26 protein-coding genes and 1 pseudogene are annotated in these 23141 nt (G+C 68.3%); 12 read left to right on the forward strand and 15 right to left on the reverse strand.

Translation table 11 applies throughout. The features are described 5' to 3' along the window. Positions 1-47 precede the first annotated feature (47 nt). Positions 48-1142, forward strand: a complete 1095-nt coding sequence (locus ACFVWG_RS27975; protein ID WP_391546396.1) for an LOG family protein — start codon at positions 48-50, stop codon at positions 1140-1142. Here ACFVWG_RS27975 and pdxY read toward each other — a convergent pair. The 3 genes from pdxY to ACFVWG_RS27990 form a co-directional block, all read right to left on the reverse strand. Further along, positions 1135-1986, reverse strand: a complete 852-nt coding sequence (gene pdxY / locus ACFVWG_RS27980) for a pyridoxal kinase PdxY (RefSeq protein ID WP_391546397.1) — start codon at positions 1984-1986, stop codon at positions 1135-1137. The two genes, ACFVWG_RS27975 and pdxY, sit on opposite strands and share 8 nt — an antisense overlap. After that, the gene (locus ACFVWG_RS27985; protein WP_391546398.1) at positions 1983-2453 is read right to left on the reverse strand and encodes a GNAT family N-acetyltransferase; all 471 of its coding nucleotides are present in this window, start codon (positions 2451-2453) and stop codon (positions 1983-1985) included. The genes pdxY and ACFVWG_RS27985 overlap by 4 nt, the downstream gene beginning before the upstream one ends. A 161-nt stretch (positions 2454-2614) precedes the next feature. Continuing rightward, positions 2615-3037 carry a MarR family winged helix-turn-helix transcriptional regulator gene (locus ACFVWG_RS27990; RefSeq protein ID WP_391546399.1) on the reverse strand — a complete coding sequence of 141 codons (423 nt, stop codon included), beginning with the start codon at positions 3035-3037 and terminating at the stop codon, positions 2615-2617. Between the two features lie 88 nt (positions 3038-3125). On the opposite strand from ACFVWG_RS27990, the gene ACFVWG_RS27995 reads away from it, so the two are divergent. Further along, on the forward strand, positions 3126-3914 hold the full coding sequence (locus tag ACFVWG_RS27995; RefSeq protein WP_391546400.1) for an alpha/beta fold hydrolase: 789 nt from the start codon (positions 3126-3128) through the stop codon (positions 3912-3914). A 120-nt stretch (positions 3915-4034) separates the two neighbouring features. On the opposite strand, the gene rlmN is transcribed toward ACFVWG_RS27995, so the two are convergent. Further along, positions 4035-5150: a 23S rRNA (adenine(2503)-C(2))-methyltransferase RlmN gene (gene rlmN / locus ACFVWG_RS28000; RefSeq protein ID WP_391546401.1), complete on the reverse strand. Its 1116-nt coding sequence runs from the start codon at positions 5148-5150 to the stop codon at positions 4035-4037. 64 nt (positions 5151-5214) lie between these two features. Then, positions 5215-5505 (reverse strand): SelT/SelW/SelH family protein, encoded by a 291-nt coding sequence (locus tag ACFVWG_RS28005; protein WP_391546402.1) that lies wholly within the window; start codon positions 5503-5505, stop codon positions 5215-5217. Positions 5506-5529: 24 nt separating this feature from the next. On the opposite strand from ACFVWG_RS28005, the gene ACFVWG_RS28010 reads away from it, so the two are divergent. Then, positions 5530-5808, forward strand: coding sequence for a hypothetical protein (locus ACFVWG_RS28010; protein WP_391546403.1), 279 nt, complete (start codon positions 5530-5532; stop codon positions 5806-5808). Here ACFVWG_RS28010 and ACFVWG_RS28015 read toward each other — a convergent pair. Beyond that, the gene (locus ACFVWG_RS28015; RefSeq protein WP_391546404.1) at positions 5796-6488 is read right to left on the reverse strand and encodes a C39 family peptidase; all 693 of its coding nucleotides are present in this window, start codon (positions 6486-6488) and stop codon (positions 5796-5798) included. The genes ACFVWG_RS28010 and ACFVWG_RS28015 overlap by 13 nt on opposite strands. 210 nt (positions 6489-6698) lie before the next feature. Then, positions 6699-7598 (reverse strand): LLM class flavin-dependent oxidoreductase, encoded by a 900-nt coding sequence (locus tag ACFVWG_RS28020; protein WP_391546405.1) that lies wholly within the window; start codon positions 7596-7598, stop codon positions 6699-6701. Between the two features lie 62 nt (positions 7599-7660). Here ACFVWG_RS28020 and ACFVWG_RS28025 point away from each other — a divergent pair, with 62 nt between their 5' ends. Both ACFVWG_RS28025 and ACFVWG_RS28030 read left to right on the forward strand, forming a co-directional pair. Further along, complete coding sequence (locus ACFVWG_RS28025; RefSeq protein ID WP_391546406.1) at positions 7661-8065, forward strand: MarR family winged helix-turn-helix transcriptional regulator; 405 nt, start codon at positions 7661-7663, stop codon at positions 8063-8065. Between the two features lie 46 nt (positions 8066-8111). Next, entirely contained in the window at positions 8112-9083 is a 972-nt protein-coding gene (locus tag ACFVWG_RS28030) for an MsnO8 family LLM class oxidoreductase (RefSeq protein ID WP_391546588.1), read from the forward strand. Here ACFVWG_RS28030 and ACFVWG_RS28035 read toward each other — a convergent pair. The 6 genes from ACFVWG_RS28035 to rpsB all read right to left on the reverse strand — a co-directional run bounded on the left by ACFVWG_RS28035 (position 9080) and on the right by rpsB (position 14021). Then, positions 9080-9682: a GNAT family N-acetyltransferase gene (locus tag ACFVWG_RS28035; protein WP_391546407.1), complete on the reverse strand. Its 603-nt coding sequence runs from the start codon at positions 9680-9682 to the stop codon at positions 9080-9082. The genes ACFVWG_RS28030 and ACFVWG_RS28035 overlap by 4 nt on opposite strands. A 4-nt stretch (positions 9683-9686) precedes the next feature. Next, entirely contained in the window at positions 9687-10547 is an 861-nt protein-coding gene (locus ACFVWG_RS28040; protein ID WP_391546408.1) for a phosphatidate cytidylyltransferase, read from the reverse strand. Then, a complete protein-coding gene (frr, locus tag ACFVWG_RS28045; RefSeq protein WP_391546409.1) occupies positions 10547-11104 on the reverse strand; it encodes a ribosome recycling factor in 558 nt (185 codons plus the stop codon). Before frr ends, ACFVWG_RS28040 begins: the two co-directional genes overlap by 1 nt. A gap of 181 nt (positions 11105-11285) precedes the next feature. After that, positions 11286-12044: a UMP kinase gene (pyrH, locus tag ACFVWG_RS28050; RefSeq protein ID WP_391546410.1), complete on the reverse strand. Its 759-nt coding sequence runs from the start codon at positions 12042-12044 to the stop codon at positions 11286-11288. A gap of 62 nt (positions 12045-12106) precedes the next feature. Continuing rightward, positions 12107-12925 carry a translation elongation factor Ts gene (gene tsf, locus ACFVWG_RS28055; protein WP_391546411.1) on the reverse strand — a complete coding sequence of 273 codons (819 nt, stop codon included), beginning with the start codon at positions 12923-12925 and terminating at the stop codon, positions 12107-12109. Between the two features lie 94 nt (positions 12926-13019). Further along, positions 13020-14021, reverse strand: a complete 1002-nt coding sequence (rpsB, locus tag ACFVWG_RS28060; RefSeq protein ID WP_391546412.1) for a 30S ribosomal protein S2 — start codon at positions 14019-14021, stop codon at positions 13020-13022. A 296-nt stretch (positions 14022-14317) separates the two neighbouring features. On the opposite strand from rpsB, the pseudogene ACFVWG_RS28065 reads away from it, so the two are divergent. Beyond that, a pseudogene (locus ACFVWG_RS28065) lies at positions 14318-14701 on the forward strand (M23 family metallopeptidase); the annotation flags it as partial. A gap of 54 nt (positions 14702-14755) precedes the next feature. Here ACFVWG_RS28065 and ACFVWG_RS28070 read toward each other — a convergent pair. Both ACFVWG_RS28070 and ACFVWG_RS28075 read right to left on the reverse strand, forming a co-directional pair. Next, positions 14756-15235 carry an RrF2 family transcriptional regulator gene (locus ACFVWG_RS28070; RefSeq protein WP_391546413.1) on the reverse strand — a complete coding sequence of 160 codons (480 nt, stop codon included), beginning with the start codon at positions 15233-15235 and terminating at the stop codon, positions 14756-14758. A gap of 63 nt (positions 15236-15298) precedes the next feature. Beyond that, positions 15299-16240 (reverse strand): tyrosine recombinase XerC, encoded by a 942-nt coding sequence (locus ACFVWG_RS28075; protein WP_391546414.1) that lies wholly within the window; start codon positions 16238-16240, stop codon positions 15299-15301. Positions 16241-16376: 136 nt separating this feature from the next. On the opposite strand from ACFVWG_RS28075, the gene ACFVWG_RS28080 reads away from it, so the two are divergent. The 6 genes from ACFVWG_RS28080 (at position 16377) to ACFVWG_RS28105 (ending at position 23139) form a co-directional block, all read left to right on the forward strand. After that, complete coding sequence (locus ACFVWG_RS28080; RefSeq protein WP_391546415.1) at positions 16377-18014, forward strand: APC family permease; 1638 nt, start codon at positions 16377-16379, stop codon at positions 18012-18014. 348 nt (positions 18015-18362) lie between these two features. Next, the gene (locus tag ACFVWG_RS28085) at positions 18363-18719 is read left to right on the forward strand and encodes a YraN family protein (RefSeq protein WP_391546416.1); all 357 of its coding nucleotides are present in this window, start codon (positions 18363-18365) and stop codon (positions 18717-18719) included. After that, positions 18719-20296: a YifB family Mg chelatase-like AAA ATPase gene (locus ACFVWG_RS28090; protein WP_391546417.1), complete on the forward strand. Its 1578-nt coding sequence runs from the start codon at positions 18719-18721 to the stop codon at positions 20294-20296. Before ACFVWG_RS28085 ends, ACFVWG_RS28090 begins: the two co-directional genes overlap by 1 nt. 212 nt (positions 20297-20508) lie before the next feature. Beyond that, entirely contained in the window at positions 20509-21597 is a 1089-nt protein-coding gene (gene dprA, locus ACFVWG_RS28095) for a DNA-processing protein DprA (protein ID WP_391546418.1), read from the forward strand. 115 nt (positions 21598-21712) lie between these two features. Continuing rightward, positions 21713-22207 carry a MarR family winged helix-turn-helix transcriptional regulator gene (locus ACFVWG_RS28100; protein ID WP_391546419.1) on the forward strand — a complete coding sequence of 165 codons (495 nt, stop codon included), beginning with the start codon at positions 21713-21715 and terminating at the stop codon, positions 22205-22207. A gap of 122 nt (positions 22208-22329) precedes the next feature. Beyond that, entirely contained in the window at positions 22330-23139 is an 810-nt protein-coding gene (locus tag ACFVWG_RS28105) for an MBL fold metallo-hydrolase (protein WP_391546420.1), read from the forward strand. Positions 23140-23141: the final 2 nt, after the last annotated feature.

Genomic DNA, 23141 nt, shown 5'->3' on the forward strand with positions numbered 1-23141 from the left:
CTAAGCATTACCTCATCTGGCCGCCGACCGACAGTAGTGTGCTCTCCGTGACACAGCCGAGCATCCCTCACGTCGACATCGAGTCGCTGGAGCACTTCGACCAGATGGTGGCCGCCGGTGCGACCGCCATGGCCGGCTGGCGGGTCCAGTCGGTCGACCTGAGCGGCCGGACCGCCGAGCTGCTCGGCCTGAGCCCGCTGGGCGCGCTCTTCCTCGGCTGTGTGCTGGAGGACAAGGCCGATCACTGGATCCGGGACGGTGGCGGGCTGGTCTTCCCAGCGATCCCGGAACTCCCGTTCGACTCTTACCGCGGCCGGCTCTACACCGCCGACGACCTGTACGCCGGTCTGGACGGCGGGTACGAGGCCACACCGGATGCCCGCATCTACGCATGGTCCCGGCAGCACGACGAGCGTGGTGACACCAGCCGCACACTGGCGGCCGCACTGCACGACCACGCGATCGCTGATGCACTGCACGAGCTCCCGGACACCGGTCCGTGGGTCGGCGTGATGGGCGGACACGGCATCGCCCGCGGCAGTACGACGTACCGGTCGGCTGTCCTGCTGGGACAGGGGCTGGCGCGGGCCGGGCTGACCGTGGTGACCGGTGGCGGACCCGGTGCGATGGAGGCGGCGAACCTGGGCGCGTCATTAGCCTCGTACGACGATGCGGCCGTGGAACGGGCGCTCACCGCGCTGGCCGTCGTACCGTCGTTCCGGCCGTCTATTGCGGAGTGGGCGTCAGTGGGACTCGACGTACGGCGTGAGTTCCCGGGCAACGGTGGAGTGTCGATCCCGACGTGGTTCTACGGGCACGAGCCGCCGAACGTGTTTGCGTCGTCGATCGCCAAGTACTTCTCGAATGCGCAGCGTGAGGACGTGCTGCTCTCCCAGGCGCGCGGCGGGATCATCTACCTGCCCGGTGCGGCCGGGACAGTGCAGGAGGTCTTCCAGGCGGTCACCCCGAACTACTACGGCGACCACGCCACGCAGATTCCGCTCGTGCTGGTCGGCGTCGAGCACTGGACGGTAGACCTCCCCGTCTGGCCGCTCCTGCAGTCCCTGGCCGCGGACCGGCCGATGGTGTCGTCCATCCAGTTGGTCGACACCATCGACGAGGCCGCGTCGCTCGTCAGCTGACTTGCTGCGGCTTGAACTGCATCTGCGGGTTGGCGTAGGCCTCCTGCGACTCCACGAGCTGCAGTTCGCGCTCACCCGACTCGTGGGTGCGCGTGAGCAGGTCGAACACGCTTGAGGTAGTGCGGGCCAGTGCGTCGGCCAGATCGCCGGTACGGCGGTAGTGCGCAGTGAAGAGGGCTGCGGTGACGTCACCGGAGCCGTTCGCCTTCATCGGGATGTACGGCGTCTGGACGAGCCACGCGCCGCTGTCGTCCACAGCCAGCATCTCGATCGTGCCGTCCTCGCGGTCCGGGCGCTCGACGCTCGTGACGAGCACTGTGCGTGGTCCGGTCGCTCGGACCAGCTCCACCGAGGCCAGGGTCGACTCGAGAGTGTCCGGCTCAGTGTCGGTCAGGAAGCCCAGCTCGAACTGGTTCGGCGTGATGATGTCGGCCGCCGGTACCACACGCTCCTTGAGGAGCACCGGGATCGCCGGAGCGACGAAGCAGCCAGACTTCGCGTTGCCCATCACCGGGTCACACGAGTAGACCGCCGCCGGGTTCGCCGCCTTCACCCGCTGCACCGTCTCCAGGATCACGTCCGCGATCCCCTCGCCGCCCTGGTAGCCCGAGAGGACCGCATCGATCTGTGGGAACGCGCCCCGCTCCTCAATACCCAGCACGACCTCTCGCACGTCGTCCGGGCTGATCAGCGGTCCCCGCCAAGCGCCGTACCCGGTGTGGTTCGAGAAGTTGACCGTATAGACGGGCAACACCTCCACCCCGATGCGCTGAAGCGGGAAAACGGCAGCCGAGTTGCCCACGTGCCCATAAGCCACCGCGGACTGAATCGAGAGGATCTTCACCCCTCGATCATCCCACCGAGCACTTTGGTGAGCTTCACGTCCTCCTCCACGAAGCCGAGTGTGCGGTAGAACGCACGTGCCGCCGAGTTGGCGGCGCCGGTATCCAGGGTGATGGTGGAGACGCCGACTTCGGCTGCGTGCTGGGCGACGATATCCATGAGTGCGCTGCCGACACCTTCGCGTTCGCGGGAAACGACGAGCTCGCCCACGTACACATCGCGCTGACCGGTCCAATGCGTCCGCTGCTGGCCCGACACAAAACCGACCACCTCACCGTCGACTTCGGCCACATATACGAAGCGGTCCGGCTCGTCGGCCCGTTCCACCGCCTCGGTCACCCAGCCGATGACGGCTGCGCGCACTGCGCCCGCTGAATGCCAGGGCGCCACGCCTTCGGTCAGTCTCGGCGCCAGGTCGAGCACTGCCTGCCGGTCCCGCTCCGCATACCGCCGCACCATGCCACGCATGGTGCCCAGTCTGCCGATGCCGGTGCGGCGACACGGCCGGGGTGTACCGGCGGACGGGTAGTGGTTCGTCCAGCGGTGCGTCGCGCCGCGTGCCGGCGTGGCCGTTGGCGGATTTTGGCGACCACTACCCGTTGTTCGGTACGCCGTCGCAACCGCATTGACTACGCAGTCGGGTCGGCGCCGAGGGCTAGGTCGAGAAGCTCGCCCAGCTGGTTGAGCTGCGTGGGGGTGAGGTCGTCGAAGGAGGACTCTACGACGGCGTCTACGACTTCTTGGCCGGCGGCGCGGAGGCGGGCGCCTTCGGGGGTGAGTTGGTGGCGGACGGCCCGGCCGGGGCCGGGGACGCGTTCGATCAGGCCGCGGTCGGCCATGCGGGTGGCCAGGGAGCCGAAGGACTGGTCGGTCTGGAAGGTGAGGAGGGCCAGGTCGTGCAGGGAGGCGTCCGGCTTGCGGTGGAGGTGGCGCAGCGTGTCCCACTGCACGAGTGAGAGCCCGAGTGGCGCCAGCGCCTGACTCAGCGCTCGATGGTGGCGGTACTGCAGCCGCTTCACGGCCAGTCCGACCTCGCCCGGTTGATAAGCCATACGGCGATCTTAGACCAGGTTGCTTATATCAAGAAGCTGATCTAAGGTTCCTTATATAGACCTTCTCGACCCAGTGAGGACGACAAACATGACGACGCTCCCCCGGGCTGGCTCGCTCCGGCCGGTTCGCACCGAGACCCGCACACTGACCGGTGCCGAGGTGACCCTCCAGGACCGTGACCGCACCCGGCCGTTCCTGCTGCTGCACGGCGGCGGTGGCGTGGCGACGATGGCCGGCTTCGCTGACCTGCTCGCTGAGCGCACCCACTCCCGCGTCCTGCTCCCCACGCACCCCGGTTTCGGAGGTACGCCGAAGCCAGCAGAGCTCAACAGCGTCACCGAACTGGCCCGCCTGTACGTCGCTCTGCTGGACGAACTCGATCTCACCGACGTGACCGTGGTCGGCAACTCCTTCGGCGGCTGGCTGGCCGCGGAGATCGCGCTGCAGCACAGCCCACGGGTCAGCGGCGCAGTGATCATCGACGCGATCGGCATCGAGGTCGAGGGTCACCCGATCACCGACGTCAAGGGACTGTCGACTGCCGAACTGCGCGCACTCTCCTTCCACGACCCGAGCAAGATGCCGGTGCCGCCGACCGGGACGCCCGGCCCGAGCCCCGACGTACTGGCTCTGATCGGTTACACCGGCCCAGCCATGCTGGATGAAACGCTGGCCAAGCGGCTCGGTGAGATCGACATCCCCGTCCACGTCGTGTGGGGCGAGAGCGACGGGATCGCCGGACCGGCGTACGGGAAGGCTTTTGCCGACGCGATCCCATTGGCGACGTACACGCTGCTCCCCCGCACCGGCCACATGCCGCAGCTGGAGACGCCCGAGGAACTGCTCGGCGCGCTCCTCGACCTCGGCAAGGCGTGAACACCCCATTGACCGTGACCCGGATCAGGCACGCCTGCCAACTGATCAACGCCGCCGCGCTGACCCACGCACCCCGGCCGCCAGCGCACGCTGGTTAAGAGGGGCTGGTCCACCTCAGGCCTAGTTCGCGGCAGCGAGCTGACCGCAGGCGCCGTCGATCTCCTGGCCGCGGGTGTCGCGAACCGTGGTGGAGATGCCGCCGGCCTGCAGGCGACGGACGAACTCGCGCTCGTCGGCCGGGTCGGAGGCCGTCCACTTGGAACCCGGGGTCGGGTTCAGCGGGATCAGGTTGACGTGCACCCAGCCCCAGTCGCCGCGGGCGCGGAGCTTCTCGGCGAGCAGGTCGGCACGCCAGGCGTGGTCGTTCATGTCGCGGATCATCGCGTACTCGATGGAGACCCGGCGCTTGGTCTTCTCGGCGTAACCCCAGGCGGCGTCGAGGACCTCGTCGATCTTCCAGCGATTGTTGATCGGGACCAGCTCGTCACGCAGCTCGTCGTCCGGCGCGTGCAGCGACACGGCCAGCGTGACCGGAATGCCCTCGTCGGCGAGCTGGTGGATCCGCGGCACCAGGCCGACGGTCGACACGGTCACACCACGGGCGGAGATCCCGAGGCCCTCAGGCGACGGGTCGGTGAAGCGGCGGACGGCACCGATGACGGCCTTGTAGTTGGCCATCGGCTCGCCCATGCCCATGAAGACGATGTTGTTGACCCGCCCCGGACCGCCAGGGATCTCGTCACGGGCCAGCGCGCGGGCGCCGTCGACGACCTGCTCGACGATCTCCGCGGTGGTCATGTTGCGCGTCAGACCGGCCTGGCCGGTCGCGCAGAACGGGCACGCCATCCCACAACCGGCCTGCGACGAGACGCACATCGTGGTGCGGTCGGAGTAGCGCATCAGCACGGACTCGACCAGCGAACCGTCCAGCAGCTTCCACAGCGTCTTCCGCGTGGTCCCGTTGTCGCACTCCAGGTCGCGGACCTTGGTCAGCAACGGCGGCATCAGCTCGGCGACCAGCTTGTCGCGGCTCGCGGCCGGCAGATCGGTCATCTCGGCCGGATCCGACGTCAGCCGGGAGAAGTAGTGGTTCGACAGCTGCTTGGCCCGGAACGCGGGCTCCCCCAGCGCGGTGACCGCCTCGCGGCGCTCCTCCCCGGACAGGTCGGCCAAGTGCCGCGGCGGCTTCTTGGCACGGCGCGGCTCATCGAAAACAAGGGGAAGGGAGGTAGTCATAACCGTTCCATTGTCACTTGCCGCCCCAAGCATTCACAAATTCACATCCCCGACGTGCCCAGGATCACTCGGGGGTTTTGCGGTCCGAGTGGCCGAGTTGCCGGTCGGGGGCGATTCGGTCTCGGACCATCTGCTTCAGCAGGGGCAGTTCGGCGAAGCCGCCTTCGGCCTTGCGGGACCAGAGCATCTCGTCGTCCAGGGAGATGTCGAAGATCCCGCCGGTGGACGGCACCAGCGCTACTTCGCCTAGCTCCTTGGGGAAGGTGGTGAGCAGCTCCTGCGCGGTCCAGGCTGCTCGCATCAACCAGCGGCACTGCGTGCAGTACTCGATCTCCAACCGCGGCTGTTTACTCACGTCCTTAAACTACATTTCCACCTCATGAAGCATTTCTGGGTCCACGGTGTGGCCGGACTCGACGACGACGCCACCGAGCGCATCACGAGACGCCACCCTGGCTGGCGGTTCACCGACGGCGCACCGCCTCCAGATGCCGCGTACGACGTACTGGTCGCCCGCTCGCCGACGCGCGAACTCGTTGCCGCCAGCCCGCAGTTGCGGACGCTCGTCGTACCGTTCGCCGGTGTGCGGGCGGCCGACGCGGCGACTGGTGTCACCGCATCGGCGTACCCGTTCCACGAGCTGGCTCAGGCGGAGTAGCCCTTCGGCGGGATGAGGGTGGCGAGCTGGTTGAAGGTCAGCCAGTACGTCGCAGTGGGGGCGAAGCCGGCCGGGTCGGCGATCAGGACTGTCGAGTCGCTCGAGTCGTACCCGATCACCGTGAAGTAGTGGTAGATCGTGTAGTTCGGGTAGCCCGGCGGGTGGTTGCTGGCCGGGGCGACGATGTTGGCGACCAGCGCCCAGCCGCGGTCGACGTCGTACGTGATGTCCTGCCAGAGCAGGTTGCGCTGCGCCTGCGTCGGCGGATCGTTCGGCATCTCCTTGGTCTCGTAGTAGGTGGTGCCGAGGCGGTTGTTCAGGACCCGCGTGACCTGACCGATCCAGTCGGTGCCGTTGGTCGTGGTGGGCAGCTCGTTGGCCAGCTGCTGCTGGCTGGGCAGCGACGACGTCTTGGCCGACAGCGCGATCCGGGTCGCGGCCGGGCCACACCAGTAGCCGGTCTGCTGGTACTGGAACTGGATGTTCAGGGTCTTCAGCGTCTGGGTGGAATGGCCCAGCGTGGGGACGGTCTTGGCCGCCGCGACCGCTTCGGCCGACAGAGTGGGCGCAGCCGGCACCGGTCCGGCGACGGCGGGGGCAGCGCCCATCGGCAGTGCTGCTGCGGCGATCAGGGCCAGACCGCAGAGTGCGGCCTTCAATTTCGGCGGGGTGTGCCTCATGTCAACTCCCTCAGCCTCACGGAGTGACCCGGGGTGGTCGCTCCAGCACTGAGTGCAGTCCTATCTCGGCGGAATGTAAACCCCTGCCCAAGATCGTCACGAGATTCGTCAGATACTGACGAAAGGACGTTTCCGCAGGTCAGAGCCCGGTACGACGGCTCCAAGGAGGCTCCGGAACGGATTTCGAGCCTTTCGATCTTGCTCGAAAAGTCATCCGAGGGTCGGCTCGATGATCTCCCGGACCAGCCATTGGACCGCTCGGTCCGGGTACGGCCGGGGCAGCGACAGCACGATGTGATCGAAGCCCAGGCCGACCGCACTGCGCACGATCGCGCGCGTCGACGCCGGATCGTCGTACGAGACGATCTGCTGCAGCGAGCGGCTGATCGCGGCCGGATCACGACCGATCGCCGCCAACTCGGCATCGAGTCGCCGGACTCGGTCGGCCAGGAAGTCGAGGTCGTTGTGCGGCGGCCCGCTGATGTTCCAGATGTCGGCGTACTCCGCGATCAGTCGCATCATCCGGTTGCCCCAGCCACCGATCAGCAGCGGCGGCCCCGGACGCTGGATCGGCTTCGGCGCATTCCTGGTCTGCTCGAGCGCGTAGTACCGGCCCTGGAAGTCGAAGACCTCCTCGGCGAACATGGACTGCAGGATCTCGATCGTCTCCCGCAACCGATCCACGCCCTCCCCCGGCGACACCAGGCTCAGCCCGTACGCCGCATACTCCGCGACCGCGGGATTCGGACCGGGAATGCCTCCGGCGCCGTCGGGCTGGTGAGTGCCGCCCACCCCGAGACCCATCACGAGGCGACCGCCGGAGATGACGTCGAGCGTGCTGGCGATCTTGCCCAGTACCGCCGGCGGCCGGATCCGGTTGCTGGTGACGAGCAGGCCGAGTCGCAGTCGGCTCGTCTGGGCAGCCAGAGCCGCGAGCAGCGTCCAGCCCTCCAGCACGTCACCGCCCTTCGGCCCGGCCATCGGCAGGAAGTGGTCCCACAACCACGCGTCACGGATCTGCGGGGTCTCGTCGGCCTCCCTCCAGACGCGCTGGATCTCGGCGTACGGGACGTGCATCGGGGTGGTCTTCAGACCGAAGGTCGGTTCCATAATCGTCAGAGTAACTGATGATCAGCTCTCCTGACGATCAGTTCCCCGGTAGATTCGGGTCCATGGCGTCCGATCGGCTGGGATATCTGCTCAAACACGTGCTGGCGCGCCTGACCGAGGCGCAGACCGAGGCACTGGCGCCGCACGGGCTGAACGGCCGGGATCTGGCCGTCCTGGCCTCGATCGCTTCCGGCGAGCCGCTGTCACAGCTGGAGGTCGCCGCGCGACTCCGGGTGGATCGGACGTCGATCGGCGACCTGATCGACGGTCTCGAGGAACGCGGGCTGGTCGAGCGGCGGCGCAGCGCCGAGGATCGCCGCCGCAACGTCGTGGTGCTGACCGCCGAGGGCGAGCGCACCCTCGAGGCGGCCGAGCAGGTCCGGCAGGAGGTTGAACGCGAGTTCCTGGCGCCACTGGGCGACAGTGCTCGCTTCCGGGCAGACCTGCAGCTCCTACTTGGGGAATGAGCCGTCCGAGGCCGCCGTTGCCTTGAGTATGGGCTTGTTGTCAGGGGTGCCGTTGTCGGTCTTGGACCGATCGCGGCGACGTGTCGGCGAGTCTGAGGCCGAGACGCTGCGTGCGACCGTCGACTTGGCGCAGGAGGTCGAGAAGCTCGGCTACAAGCGTTTCTGGGTGTCTGAACACCACAGCGTGCCTGGAGTGATCGGATCTGCGCCCACAGTGCTCGCAGCGGCCGTGGCAGCGCGTACGGACACCGTCCGGGTCGGTACCGGCGGCGTGATGCTGCCGAACCACCAGCCGCTCGTCGTGGCTGAGCAGTTCGGCGTGCTGGAGTCGCTGTACCCGGGCCGCATCGACATGGGCCTCGGCCGCTCTGTCGGCTTCACCAACGGGATCCGCCGTGCCCTAGGCGTCGAGAAGGACGCGGCCGAGGACTTCGCCGACCAGCTCAAGGAACTCTTGGGGTATTTCGACGGCACTCAGCAGGCACATCCGCAGGTCCACGCCCGCCCGGGCGAGGGACTGCACATCCCAGCCTTCATCCTCGCCATCGGCGAGGGCGCTGCGCTCGCCGCGTCCTTCGGACTCCCCTTGGTGATCGCCGGCGTGAAAGGCGAGACAGACCTGCTGAAGCTCGTCGAGCGGTACCGGGCCGAGTTCCGCCCATCCCCTCAGGCAACAAGCCCGTACGTCGTCCTGGCGGCCACCGCCGCGGTCGCACCGACGACCGAGCAAGCGCGTGAGCTGTTGCTGCCGGAGGCATGGGCGAGCGCCTACACGCGGACGCGTGGCGTGTTCCCGCCGCTCGAGTCCGCTCCCCCGGCCGAGATGACGCCGAAGGAGCGGGAGTTCTTCGAGAACGCGTTGACCGGCCAGATCTACGGGACCCCGGCAGAGGTCGACGCCGCGCTCGGCAGGCTGGTACGTCGTACTGGCGCCGACGAGCTCCTGGTCACCACGAACACCTATGACCGGGGCGACCTGGTCGCGTCGCTCACCGCGCTCGCGGAGCTGGCGAGCTAGCGGTTGATGCGCTCCTCGAGACGCTTGCGCACCTCGGGCCACTCGTCAGCGAGGATCGAGAACACCACAGTGTCGCGGAACGAACCGTCGCCCTGGCGCATGTGGCGGCGCAGGACGCCCTCACGGGTCGCGCCAAGCTTGGCGATGGCCGCCTGCGAGTGGGTGTTCTTCAAGCCGGTCTGGATCTTGACCCGGCCGAAACCGCAGTCCTCAAAGGCGTGCTGGAGCAGCAAGAGCTTCGCCGACGGGTTCACCGCCGAGCCCCAGACCGCGGGCGCGTAGCCGGTGTAGCCGAGGTGGATCCGCTCGTTGGGGACGTCGACATCGGCGAGACTCGATGTCCCGACCAGGGTGCCGGCCGCGCCAAGGGGGCTGTCGGCAACCAATCGGACGCCGTACGCGAACCGCTTTGCCGTGGCCGGGATCCAGCTCTCCCGCATGGCGGCTGCGCTGGTCGGAGCCACGCCGCCACCGAAGCCACCGGCGTACACCTGCTCGTTGCCGATGGCGGCGTACAGCTCGTCGTAGTCGCTGTCCTGCAGGCGATCCAGGCGGATCACCGCACCCACCAGCGACCGTCCGTCCGGTGCGATCGTCATGCACTCATCCCTTCACCAGCAGATGGAGCAGCAGCCACACCGCCGGCGCCGTAGCCAGCAGCGAGTCCAGCCGGTCCATCACTCCGCCGTGACCAGGCAGCAGGTTCGACATGTCCTTGATGCCCAGGTCGCGCTTGATCATCGACTCGCCGAGGTCGCCGACCGTCGCCGTCAGCACCGCGACCACGCCGACGATCGCACCGACCCACCAGTGACCGTCGAGCAGGAAGACGACCGAGAGGATGCCGGCGCCGACACAGAACAGCGCCGAACCGGCGAAGCCCTCCCAGGACTTCTTCGGGCTGATCGTCGGAGCCATCGGGTGCTTGCCGAACAGAATTCCGGCCACGTAGCCGCCGACATCGCTGGCGACGACCACCAGGAAGAACGTGAGGACCCGGTACGGCCCGTCGGCGTCCGGCTGGACCAGCAGGATCGCGAAACCGGCCAGCAGCGGGACATACCCGATCAGGAAGACCCCGGCGCTGGTGTCCCGGACGAATCCGACCGAACCGCCCGGCATCCGCCAGAAGATCGTGGCCAGCACCGTGAGCGCCATCGCGGTCAGCAGCGCCATCGGTCCGCCGAAGTACGCGGCGACCAGCATGGCCGCCGTACCGACGACGACCGGAACGCGCGGGATCACCGCACCACCGGTCCGCAGCGACTTGATCATCTCGTCCACGGCCAGCAGCACGGCGGCCAGCACGACGAAGATGAACAGGAACTTCATCCAGAACAGCGATCCGATGATCACCACACCGAGGCCGACACCGACCCCGATCGCCGCAGGCAGATTCCGCCCCGCGCGGCCAGGATCCGAAGCCGGCTTCGGAACGGGTGGGGGCGTGCTCTCGACGCCCATCACACCTCGAGCAGTTCGGCTTCCTTGTGCTTGAGCAGCTGGTCGATCGAGTCGACGTACTTCTTCGTCATCCCGTCGAGCCGCTTCTCAGCACTCTTGCCCTCGTCCTCGCCGGCCTCGCCGTCCTTGACCGACTTGCCGATCGAGTCCATGGCGTGCCGGCGGATGCTGCGCACCGAGACCTTGGCGTCCTCGCCCTTGGTCTTGGCGACCTTGATGTACTCCTTGCGGCGGTCCTCGGTGAGCTGCGGCATCGTGACCCGGATGACCGAGCCGTCGTTGCCCGGGTTCACCCCGAGGTCGGATTCGCGGATCGCCTTCTCGATCGCGGTCATCGCGCCCTTGTCGTACGGCGAGATGAGCACGGTCCGCGGGTCCGGGACCTGGAAACCGGCCAGCTGCTGCAGCGGCGTCGGGGAACCGTAGTAGTCCGCCACGATGTTCGAGAACATCGACGGGTGCGCGCGGCCGGTACGGATCGCGGCGAAATCGTCCTTGGCGACCTCCACGGCCTTCGCCATCTTCTGCTCGGCTTCGCGGAGTGCTTCGTCGATCACGACATTCCTCGCTTCCTCAGGGCCGCGTCAGCGCGGCCACCTCAACCCTACGCACGGGAGGTCCGCCGATCGCGGACATCCACCCGTGTGAGGCGATCCTAGTGGTACGGCGGCGCTCGCCGTACCACTGGCCTGCGCCCGGCCAAGACGACTCAGCCAGGACGATTCGGCCCGGGGCGGCTCAGCCCGGGGCGACGACCGTGCCGATCTTGTCCCCGTGCACGACGCGGGCGATGTTGCCCTCCTCGAGACCGAAGATCACGATCGGCAGCGCGTTGTCGCGGGCCAGGCTGATCGCGGTAGCGTCCGCGACCCGCAGGCCGCGGGACAGGAAGTCGTCGTACGAGAGCTGGTCGAACTTGACCGCGTCCGGGTTCTTCTTCGGGTCGGAGTCGTAGACCCCGTCGACGCCCTGCTTGCCCATCAGCAGCGCCTCGGCGCCGACCTCGAGCGCGCGCTGGGCGGCCACCGTGTCGGTGGAGAAGTACGGCATCCCGGAACCGGCGCCGAAGATCACCACGCGGCCCTTCTCCAGGTGCCGCTCGGCCTTGCGCGGGATGTAGGGCTCGGCGACCTGACCCATCGTGATGGCGGTCTGGACCCGGGTCTCGACGCCGAGCTTCTCCAGGAAGTCCTGCAGCGCCAGGCAGTTCATCACCGTGCCGAGCATGCCCATGTAGTCGGCGCGGTTGCGCTCCATCCCGCGCTGCTGCAGCTCCGCGCCGCGGAAGAAGTTGCCGCCGCCGACGACGATGGCGACCTGGACGCCGGCCCGGACCACCTCGGCGATCTGGGCGGCGATCGAGTTCACCACGTCGGGGTCGACGCCGAGCTTGCCGCCGCCGAACACCTCACCCGACAGTTTCAGCAGCACCCGCCGGTAGGCGGGCGAATACGGCGAAGAGGCCGGATTCGTCTCGGCACCCAGGGTTTCCGTCACGATTCCGGCCTCTCCTCAAGATCCTGCAGTGTTGCTGTGCTGTGTGCTCAGTCCCTCAGGCCTCAGGCGCCGACCTCGAAGCGGGCGAACCGCTTCACGGTCACGCCGGCCTCGTCGAGGACCGCCTTCACGGTCTTCTTGTTCTCCGTGACCGACGGCTGCTCGAGCAGCACGACCTCCTTGAAGAAGCCGTTCACCCGGCCTTCGACGATCTTCGGCAGGGCGCCCTCGGGCTTGCCCTCCTCGCGCGCGGTCGCCTCGGCGATCCGCTGCTCGTTCGCGACCGTCTCGGCCGGAACCTCGTCGCGGGTGGTGTAGAGCGGACGCATCGCGGCGGCCTGCATGGCAGCGCCACGGGCGGCCTCGATGTTGTCACCCTCGAACTCGACCAGGACGCCGACCTGAGCCGGCAGGTCCGCGGCACGCTTGTGCATGTACGCGGTGACCTGGCCGTCGAACACGGCGACCTTGCCCAGCTCGAGCTTCTCGCCGATCACCGCGGCCAGGGCCTCGATGTTCTCGGCGACCGACTTGCCGTCGGACAGCTTCTCGCTGAGCAGGCCCTCGACGTCGCCGACCTTGCTGGCCGACGCGTGCGCGACGATGTCGGCCGCGAGCTGCTGGAACTGCTCGTTCTTGGCGACGAAGTCGGTCTCGCAGTTCAGCTGGACCAGGGCGTTCTCCGCCGCGGCCACCAGGCCGTTGCTGGCGGAGCGCTCGGCGCCCCGCTTCTGCGCCTTGGCCGCGCCGTGGATGCGCAGCTCCTCGATCGCCTTCTCGAAGTCACCGTCGGTGGCCTCGAGCGCCTTCTTCGCGTCCATCATGCCCGCGCCGGTGGTGTCGCGGAGCTTCTTGACGTCAGCGGCGGTGTAGTTCGCCATTCCTCGTTCTCTCGTCTTCAGTCGATGCGGCTGGATGGGCGGACCTGTCCGGTGGCCCTGCCGCCCGCGGGGCGGGCGGCAGGATCAGCGGGTCTCAGGCCTCGTCGGCCTTCGGGGCCTCGGCGGCCGGGGTCTCCTCGGCAGCAGCCGGGGCCTCCTCGACGACCGGAGCAGCCTCGACGGCCGGGGCGGCCTCGGCAACCTCGGCGGCCGGAGCAGCGGCTTCCGCGGCCGGGGCCTCGGTCGCGACAGCCTCGGCGGCAGGCGCCTCGTCGGCCTTCGCCGCGTCGGCGGCCGGGGCCTCCACAGCGGCAGCGCCGTTCTGGCTCTCCAGCAGCTCGCGCTCCCAGGCAGCCATCGGCTCCTCGGCACCCAGCTCCTCGCCGGCCGCCGCAGCGCCCTGGCCACCACGCGACATCAGACCGTCGGCGACGGCGTCCGCGACCACGCGGGTCAGCAGGCCGACCGAGCGGATGGCGTCGTCGTTACCCGGGATCGGGAAGTCGACCTCGTCCGGGTCGCAGTTGGTGTCCAGGATGCCGATGATCGGCAGCTTGAGCTTGCGCGCCTCGTCGACCGCGAGGTGCTCCTTCTTGGTGTCCACGATCCACACGGCGGCCGGGACCCGGGCCATGTCGCGGATACCGCCGAGGGTCTTGAGCAGCTTGTCGTGCTCGCGACGCTTCTGCAGCAGCTCCTTCTTGGTGACACCGGAGGCGGCGACATCGTCGAAGTCGAGCAGCTCCAGCTCCTTCAGGCGCTGCAGCCGCTTGTTCACGGTCTGGAAGTTGGTGAGCATGCCGCCCAGCCAGCGCTGGTTCACGTAGGGCATGCCGACCCGGGTCGCCTGCTCGGCGATCGCTTCCTGGGCCTGCTTCTTGGTACCGACGAACAGGATCGCGCCACCGGCGGCGACCGTGCTGCGCACGAACTCGTAGGCGCGGTCGATGTACGACAGCGACTGCTGCAGGTCGATGATGTAGATGCCGTTGCGCTCGGTGAGGATGAATCGCTTCATCTTCGGGTTCCAGCGCCGGGTCTGGTGCCCGAAGTGGACACCGCTCTCGAGCATCTGCTTCATGGTCACGACGGCCATGAGGTGTTCCTCCTGTCGCGCCTCCGGGTATCGCCCCGGGCAACGCAGTCTCGGTTGACTCGCGACGGACCGGGCGGCCCATCGCGCCTGATGCCCGTCGTGCGGCCCCATCCGGGCGATGAAGCCAGGACCGAGGGGGTCGCACAGGGGTTCGGGCATGCGTAGTCGCCCCACGCGAGGTGAGACGCTGCGAGAAGTCTACGGGACCGACCCCGCCGGAAGCGAACCGGGCATTGGTTGTCCACAGGCAGCAACTCAGCGGCGGAAATCGGCGCCCTCGACGGCATGTTCTCAGCATGAACATCTGCTGCCTGTTGCTCGCCCCCGCACCCCCGCCCGCCGCCTGGCCGCTCGAGCCTCGACCGGCCGTCGTCCACGGCTTCGAAAACCCTGCCAAACCTTGGCTCCCCGGCCACCGCGGCGTCGATCTGGCCGGCTCCCCCGGCCAACCCGTCCTCGCTGCCACGGACGGCACGATCACGTACGCCGGTTCGGTCGCCGGGGTCGGCGTGGTCACGGTCGCCGACGGCCCCCGCCGTACGACGTATCAGCCGGTCGTGCCGTCGGTCCGGGCCGGGACCGTGGTGACCGTCGGCACGATCATCGGTCACCTGTCGGCGGCCGGTTCACACTGTGCACCCGAAACCTGTCTGCACTGGGGTCTGCTCGAGGGCGAGCGCTATCTCGACCCGCTGACCCTGTTGCCGGAGCGTCCAGTCCGGTTGCTGCCGCTGTCAGCTGCCGGGGACGCGGGCCTGCCAGGCGTCGTCGTCCTTGGACCGCCGCTCGACGCCGGCGGGGAGCTTGTTCTTGGCCAGGTCGGTCAGCGTGGTGTTCTCGAGAACGTCGCGCAGGCTGGCCCGCGCGGCGATCCAGACGCGCTGCAGGACCACTGCACGCTCGTTGTAGGCGACGCTCTCGGGCCGGACGCCGGAGATGCTCACGATCGGCCCGTCGACGGCCCGCATCACATCGGCGACCGAGATCTCGTTGGGGTCCACCGCGAGCTTCCACCCGCCGGACTGCCCGCGCTGGCTGGCCAGGATGCCGGCCCGCCGCAGGTCGGCCAGGATGCCCTGCAGGAAGCCGTGCGGGATGGCCTGTGCGCGACTGAGCTCCTCGGCCGACACGACCGAGGGATCGTTGGCCACCCATCGCTGGGTGATCTCGATCAGCGCCCGCAACGCATAGTCAGACTTCGCCGAAACCCGCATAGTCCGCAGTCTGCCGTATTCGGGTGGGCAGCCGCCGCACCCGGTGCACAGACACACCTTCCCTCAGGCGCGGGGATGCGCCTGTTCGTAGGCCTTGCGGAGCCGATCGGTCGAGACGTGCGTGTAGATCTGCGTGGTCGCGAGCGAAGCGTGACCGAGCAACTCCTGCACGCTGCGCAGATCCGCACCACCCTCCAGCAAGTGCGTCGCCGCCGTGTGTCGCAGGCCGTGCGGCGACAGGTCCGGCGCCTCGACGACCGCGATCCGCTCGTGCACCAACCGCCGTACGGCGCGCTGATCGATCCGGCCGCCGCGGGCACCGAGGAAGACCGCGGGTCCGCTGCCGGAGCGAGCCAACTGCGGGCGGGCTTCATCCAGCCAGCGATCGAGCGTCTGGCCCGCCGGCACGCCGTACGGGACGGACCGTTCCTTGCGTCCCTTGCCGAAGACGCGCACGACCCGGCGGGCGGTGTCGATGTCGTCGATGTCCAGCGCGCAGAGCTCGCCGACCCGGACACCCGTTGCATAGAGCAACTCCATGATCGCGAGATCGCGCAGCCCGACCGGGCTTCCGTCGTCGGCGGAGACCGCGGCGGCGTCGAGTACGGCGCGGGTGTCGGTCAGGTTGAGCACGCCCGGAAGGCTCTTATGTGGGCGCGGGCTGGCCAGCAACGCGCCGGGATCGGTCGTGATCCGCCCGGTCCGGTTGGCCCAGGCGGTGAAGACACGCGCGACGGTAGCCCGGCGGGACATCGTGCTGCGGGACTTCCCGAGGCTCTGCTGCTTGGCCAGCCAGGACCGCAGACCACGGATGTCGAGCGCCTCGAGATCGTTGTGACCAAGCCGAATCAAATGATCGAGTAGATCTGCGATGTCCCCGAGGTAGGCTCTGACGGAATGTTTGCTGAGGTCTCTTTCCGCCGTCAGATGCCGTTCGTAGTCGGTCAGTAACACCGTGAAACTCTCCGGCCTGGTGAGGTCGGTGCTGACTTCCTCCGGCGTCATGCCTCGACCATGCGGGAGCGGGACCGGCATCGCAAGCCACCGCGCGGACGTCGGGAAAGGGAGGTCTGGTCGATAACCCGAGGGTCGGCTACTGTTCGGCCCGATTGCCCTAGTAGCAACGGAGGCACCCCTGACCATGGCCCCCTCAGCGAACGGACAGACCGTAGGCCGGCGCCTGCCGGTCGAGTCGGCGTTCACTCGAGTCGAGGATGCACGGCACCGTCTGCCGCGCCTGTTCGGTCGTCGCGACCTGGTTGTTTTAGGCCTGGGCGTGATGATCGGGTCCGGCATATTCAGTATCAGCGGCAACCAGGCGGCACTCACCGCCGGTCCGGCCGTGATCCTGTCGTTCGTCATCGCAGCGATCGTGTGCCTGCTGGCCGCGGCCTGTTATGCCGAGTTGTCGTCGACGATCCCGGTCTCGGGTAGCGCCTACACCTTCAGTTACGTGACCTTTGGCGAGATGTGGGCCTGGCTGGTCGGCTGGGCCCTCGTGCTCGAGCTCGTCACCGCCGCCGCCATCGTCGCCCGGGTCTGGTCGGCGTACTTCCTGGCCACCCTGGACGGATTCGGTCTGACGCTGCCCGACAACGTCGCGAAGTACTTCGGCCCGGACGCCAAGCTGAACCTGGTCGCGCCGCTCCTGCTGCTCCTGCTCACCGCGATGATCGTCACCGGGACGAAGCTGTCCGCCCGGGTGTTGACCGTGGTCGTGGTCGCCAAGGTGGCCGTGATCCTGCTGGTGATCGTGGTCGGCGCGACGCACATCAACTGGGACAACTACTCGCCGTTCGTACCGATGTCGCGGGCGGCTCCGGCGACGGCCAGTCCGACCTTGTTCAGCTGGATCCTGGATTCGTCGTTCGGCACCTTCGGGACGATGGGCATCTTCACCGCGGCCAGCACGATCGTGTTCGCCTACATCGGTTTCGACCTGATCGCGACCGCGTCCGAGGACGCGAAGAACCCGCGCAAGACGGTCCCGCAGGGGATGCTGCTCGGCGTCGGCGCCGTGACGATCCTCTACATCGCGATGGCCGTCGTCCTGGTCGGCATGCGCCCGTACGGTCAGCTCGGCGGTAGCGCGCCGGTCTCCAGTGCAATGGCGGCGGTCGGTGTCGGCTGGGCCGCCAAGGTGGTCAACCTGGGCGCGCTACTGGCGCTGATGACCGTCATCATGGTTGTCCTGATCGCGCAGAGCCGAGTCCTGTTCAACATGGGCCGTGACGGCCTGCTGCCGAAGAGCCTGGGCCGGGTCAGCCGGGTCTACTCCTCGCCCGCCCGCGCCGCGGGTGCCGCCGGCCTGGCCGCGGTCGCGCTGACGCTGTACCCGAAGGTCCTCGACCTGGAGGAACTACTCGTCATCGGAGCCCTGTTCTGCTTCGCGTTCTGTGCGGTCGGAGTGCTGCGGCTGCGCCGGACCGAGCCGGATCTGGAGCGCGGCTTCCGGGTGCCGATGGTGCCACTCATCCCGCTGCTCTCACTGGGCGCGACCCTGTGGCTGATGCTCAACCTGAAGACCAGCACCTGGGCGAAGTTCGGCCTCTGGATGGTGGTCGGCCTGGCGATCTACGGCCTCTACGGACGCTGGCACAGCCGGCTGGCCAACGAGGACAGCTGGGACTTCGACATCGGCGACACCGATCCCGGCACGGGCGGTCTGCAAGCCATCCGCAACGACCCCGATCGCACCGGTGAGCTGAAGGCCATCCGCACCCCCAAACAGAACCCGAACCAGACAAAGCCCACCCGCGGCAAACACATGCGCAACTAACGCATTCGCTTCACGCACCCCCCTTCTCCGTCTGTGGTTCTCCACAGACGGCGAAGTCGTTCCACCCCCAAGCCCGCACTGAACGTCCGAAGGATCCGAGTGCATGGTCGGCGTGTTTTCGGACGTTAGCAGCGCTGGGCGGTGGCTTCGGTCGCGCGTGGCAGGGCGAGGGATGATCACCGACTGGGAGAAGCGTGCTGTCGGCAACCGATTGCCGACAGCATGGTGGTCACAGTCGGCAGCGCGCTGCTCGCACTGTCTTGGCTGGGCGTGGTTTTCCACAGGGGCGAAGTCGTGGTGAAAATCGGGGGCTGATCCCGGCATGTTCTCTGCCGGAGGTGGTCAACGATGCGAACCAAGAACGCCGTCGGCAGATTCGGCGAGGATCTCGCCAGCAGGTATCTCACGACCGAAGGTCTGGTCATTCTCGAGCGCAACTGGCGCTGCGGGATCGGTGAGATCGACATCGTCGCGCGGGAGGGCGGCACCCTTGTCATCTGTGAGGTGAAGACGCGGCGCGGGCTCGGGTACGGGTCGCCGTTCGAGTCGATCACGTACCGCAAGCTGACCACGCTGCGGAAGTTGGCCGGTGCCTGGCTGCGGAGCCACGAGGTCCATCCGAGCGACGTGCGGATCGACTTCGTCTCCGTCCTGCTCGACCACGGAGCACAACCCCAGGTGGAGCACCTGCGAGGGGCGGCCTGATGACGCTCGCGCAGATGTGGTCGGTCGCGCTGGTCGGGCTCGAGGGTCATCTGGTCGAGGTCGAGGCCGACATCGCGCAGGGCCTGCCGAAGACCACGCTGATCGGCCTGCCGGACGCCTCGCTCTCGGAGGCCCGGGACCGGGTCCGGGCGGCGGTGGTCAACAGCGGCGAGAAGTTCCCCGACCGCAAGGTCACCATCGGCCTGTCCCCCGCGACCCTGCCGAAGACCGGTTCGCACTACGACGTCGCGATCGCGTGCGCCCTGCTCGCGGCGGCCGGGGTCGTCGAGGCAGTCTCGACGCGGCGGACCGCGATCATCGGTGAGCTCGGGCTGGACGGCCGGATCCGAGAGGTTCGGGGTGCGCTCGCGATGACACTTGCTGTGGCCCGGTCCGGGTTCGACCGCATCGTCGTCCCTGAATTGAATGCGGGCGAAGCACGGCTCGTGCCGGGCATCGAGGTCTACGGGGTGCGGTCACTGCGGCAGGTGCTGGCGTTGTTGCGCGGCGTGGAGATTCCCGATGAGGCGCCACCACAGGCCGAGCCGCGGCTGTTGTCGGAGTCGCTGACCAGGGTTCCGGAGGTCGATCTGCACGACGTGATCGGCCAGCACGAAGGCCGCCGGGCGATCGAAGCGGCGGCCGCGGGTGGTCACCACCTGTTCCTGCACGGTCCGCCGGGTTCGGGCAAGACGATGCTGGCGGAGCGGCTGGCCGGGTTGATGCCGGATCTCAGCACCGACGAGTCGCTGGAGGTCAGCGCGGTGCACTCGCTGGCCGGGATGTTGAGCGGCGAAGCCGAGCTGGTGTCCCGGCCGCCGTTCATCGCGCCACATCACACGGCGTCGTTGGCGAGTCTGGTCGGTGGTGGTTCGGGTGTGCCGCGGCCAGGGGCGATCAGCTGTGCGCATCGCGGGATCCTCTTCATCGACGAGGCGCCTGAGATGCATCCGCTGACGCTCGATACGTTGCGGCAGCCGCTGGAGTCGGGGTTCGTCGAGGTGCATCGATCAGCAGCCGTGGCGAAGTTCCCGGCGCGGTTCATGCTCGTGCTGGCCGCGAATCCCTGTCCTTGTGGGATGTCCGGAGTCCGGCATGCCGTCTGCAACTGCACGCCTCAGGCGCTCGCTCGCTACCAGCAGCGGATCAGCGGACCGATCAAGGATCGCCTCGACATCCAGCGCCAGATCCTCCCCGCCAGCCGCAGCGGCATCGAGGCCGATGCCTCAGAACCGACCGCAGCAGTCGCGGCCCGCGTGCGAGCCGCCCGAGACCGGCAGTCCGCCCGGTACCGCGACAGCCCCTGGACGCTCAACAGCCAAGTCCCCGGTGCGGTCCTGCGCCGAGAGTTCCCCCTCGACTCGAAAGCCCAGCAGCTGCTGGAGGACCACTACGCCACCGGCCGCCTGACCGGCCGCGGCTTCGACCGAGTTGTCCGCCTGGCATGGACCCTCGCCGACCTCCGTGGTCTCCCTCAACCGACGCTCGAGCTCACCCACGAGGCCTTCCAACTCCGCGCCGGCGAACCCCTCACCCCGCTGTCCGACACCCGCCCCCTCAAAGGATCGATCTCATGAGCCACACCCTCGTATCGCCTCCCTCCAACGCGACCCCGGCCACGGCGGATGGCACAGTGAGCGCGCCAGCTGCCACGACCCATCACCGGGAGCTACCGCCAGCCGGTGGTGAAGGCGGCGTCGGAGACGGCGGGGCGGGGACCGGTGTCCCTCAAGCTGGGGTTGGTGGCGCTGGGGATGCGGAGCGGTTGGCTCGGGTGGGGTTGGGGCGGGTGATCGAGCCGGGAGATCTGGCTGCCTTGAAGGTTTTCGAAGGGGTGGGCGTGCTGGAGATGTGGGAGCGGCTGCGGCGCAAGGATCTGGGGACCGAGCGGTGGGAGACGCGGATGGCGGCGGTGGAGCCTGAGCGGGACCTGGAGCGGGCTGCGGCGGTTGGGGCGCGGTTCGTGATTCCGGGGGACGACGAGTGGCCGGAGCAGGTGGACGTGCTGGCGGATGCTGGGCAGCTGAGTCGGCGGGCGGGGGTTCCGTTCGGGCTGTGGGTACGCGGGCCGGCACGATTGCGGCAGGTGCTGGAGAAGTCGGTGGCAATCGTCGGGGCGCGGGCGTGCTCGTCGTACGGGGCGCATGTGGCCGGGGAGCTGGCGGCGGGGTTGGCGGCCAATGGGTACGCCGTGGTGTCGGGCGGGGCGTATGGAATCGATGCGGCGGCGCACCGCGGGGCGCTCGCGGCTTCCGGGGTGACTGTTGCGGTGCTGGCCTGTGGGGTGGACAAGAGCTATCCCCGGAGCAATTCGGCGTTGTTCAGCCGGATCGTCGAGCAGGGGCTGGTGGTCAGTGAGTTGTCACCGGGGTGTTCGCCGAGCAAGCTGCGGTTCCTGGCTCGGAATCGCGTGATCGCGTCCGCCAGCCAGGGCACGCTGGTCGTCGAGGCGGCCGTCCGCAGCGGCGCCTTGAACAGCGCCGGCTGGGCCGAACAATGCGGCCGCCCGGTGATGGCCGTGCCGGGGCCCATCACCTCCCATATGTCCGAAGGCAGCCATGTGCTCATCCGCGAGCGAGACGCCGTACTGGTCACCGATGTCGCCGAGATCATCGAGGCTGTCTCTGAGCTGGGCAGCGGACTGACCTCCTACCGCCACGCCCCCAAGACGCCGGTCGATGAGCTCCCCCACGACGTCCGCCGCACGCTGGACGCCGTACCGGTCCAAACCCCAGTCCCAACCCACCGCATCGCCACCACGGCAGGCCTGGACGTTCCGACGACTCAAGCCGCCCTCGAAGCGCTCCTGGAGCTTGCGCTGGTCCTCTCCACCCCCACCGGCTGGCACCTGGCGGTTCCACCAACTGACACGGCCTAGCCTGGGCTGTTCAGGGAAGCAGCCGCTCTGCCGGGATCCGGCGTGTGCCGCCAGGCATTGCCTACGCAGGCTGGTGCAATTGGGCGGGTCGGGCGAGGACAGGAGCGGGCAACCGGTGCGTGAACGAGTGGAGATCTCGACAGCCAAACAAGCAGCGGACGACGATCTGATCACGGCCTTCGGCCGGCTGCTCGGAGCGGCCAACCGGCTCGAGTACGTCCTCGGGCGGGCACTCGAAGACGAGTGTGGCATCACCCACCTGATGTACGAGGTGCTGCTGATCCTCGGGCGGGCCGGCGGCGATGGGTTGTCGATGCGGACCATCGCCCAGCAACAGGTCCTGTCCACGGGTGGGGCGACACGGCTGATCGACCGGATGATCGCCGCCGGACTGGTCGAGCGCGCCGAGGATCCGGCCGACCGCCGCAGCACGCTCGTGCGCATCACGCCCCAGGGTGAACAGACCGTCGTGGAGGCCTCGCGAGTCCATCGACGCAACATCGAGCAGTACTTCGTGGCTCCCCTTCCGGCGGATCATCTGGAGCAGTTCACCGCCGACCTGCGCATCCTCAGCCACGCTGCCACCGACGCGCTGCCCCGGCTCAAGTAGCTCCGGCCCCACCCCGCTTCACTCCGTGACGCAGATCACTCACTTGCCGAAATATCTGCGTAGTCAGATTCTGTTTAGTCAGATGAACCGCTCGCAGTGGGCGGCGAACCTAGGAGTGATTCATGAGCACGCTGGACTTCACGATCGTCGACCTGGACTTCCCGGTCGGCAGCCGGAACAAGACGGCCGTCCTGGTGGCGGGCGAGCAGGAGCTGCTGCTGGTGGACGCCGGATTCACCCGCGCCGACGGGCACCGGCTGGTGGCCGCGATCCTGGACTCGGGCAAGACACTGACCACGGTCTTCGTCAGTCACGGCGACCCGGACTTCTACTTCGGCGCCGAGGTGATCGCGGACGCGTTCCCGGCGGCCAGGTTCGTGGCGACCGCACCGGTGATCGACCACATCGGGCACAGCTACGATCACAAGCTCGGCGCCTGGGCCACACTCGGCGCGAACCTGCCGACCAGGCTGGTCGAGCTCGAGCCGCTGACCGGCGACCTGGTGCTGGAGGGTCATCACTTCGAGCTCCGCGGTGGTCCCGCCGAGCTGCACGACCGCCACTATCTCTGGCAGCCCGAACAGCGCGCAATCCTCGGGGGCGTCCTGCTGTTCCAGCAGGAGCACGTCTGGGTCGCAGACACTCCGACGCCGGCGCAGCGGGCAGCCTGGATCGACCTCCTGGACGAGATGGCGGCTCTCGCCCCACAGCTCGTCGTACCCGGCCATCGGCTTCCTGGCACAGCGGCCGACGTCAGTGCCATCACGGCGACCCGGGAGTACCTGAGCACCTTCGAGAAGGAACTGAACGACGCCAAGGACGGCGCCGCGCTGGCGGCAACGCTCGTCGAGCGTTACCCCGACCACGGCATGCTGATCGCCGCTCAGATCGGCGCCAAGGTCGCCACCGGCGAAATGGCCTGGGGGAACTGATC

Source organism: Kribbella sp. NPDC058245, assembly GCF_042882005.1.
Lineage (GTDB): Bacteria > Actinomycetota > Actinomycetes > Propionibacteriales > Kribbellaceae > Kribbella.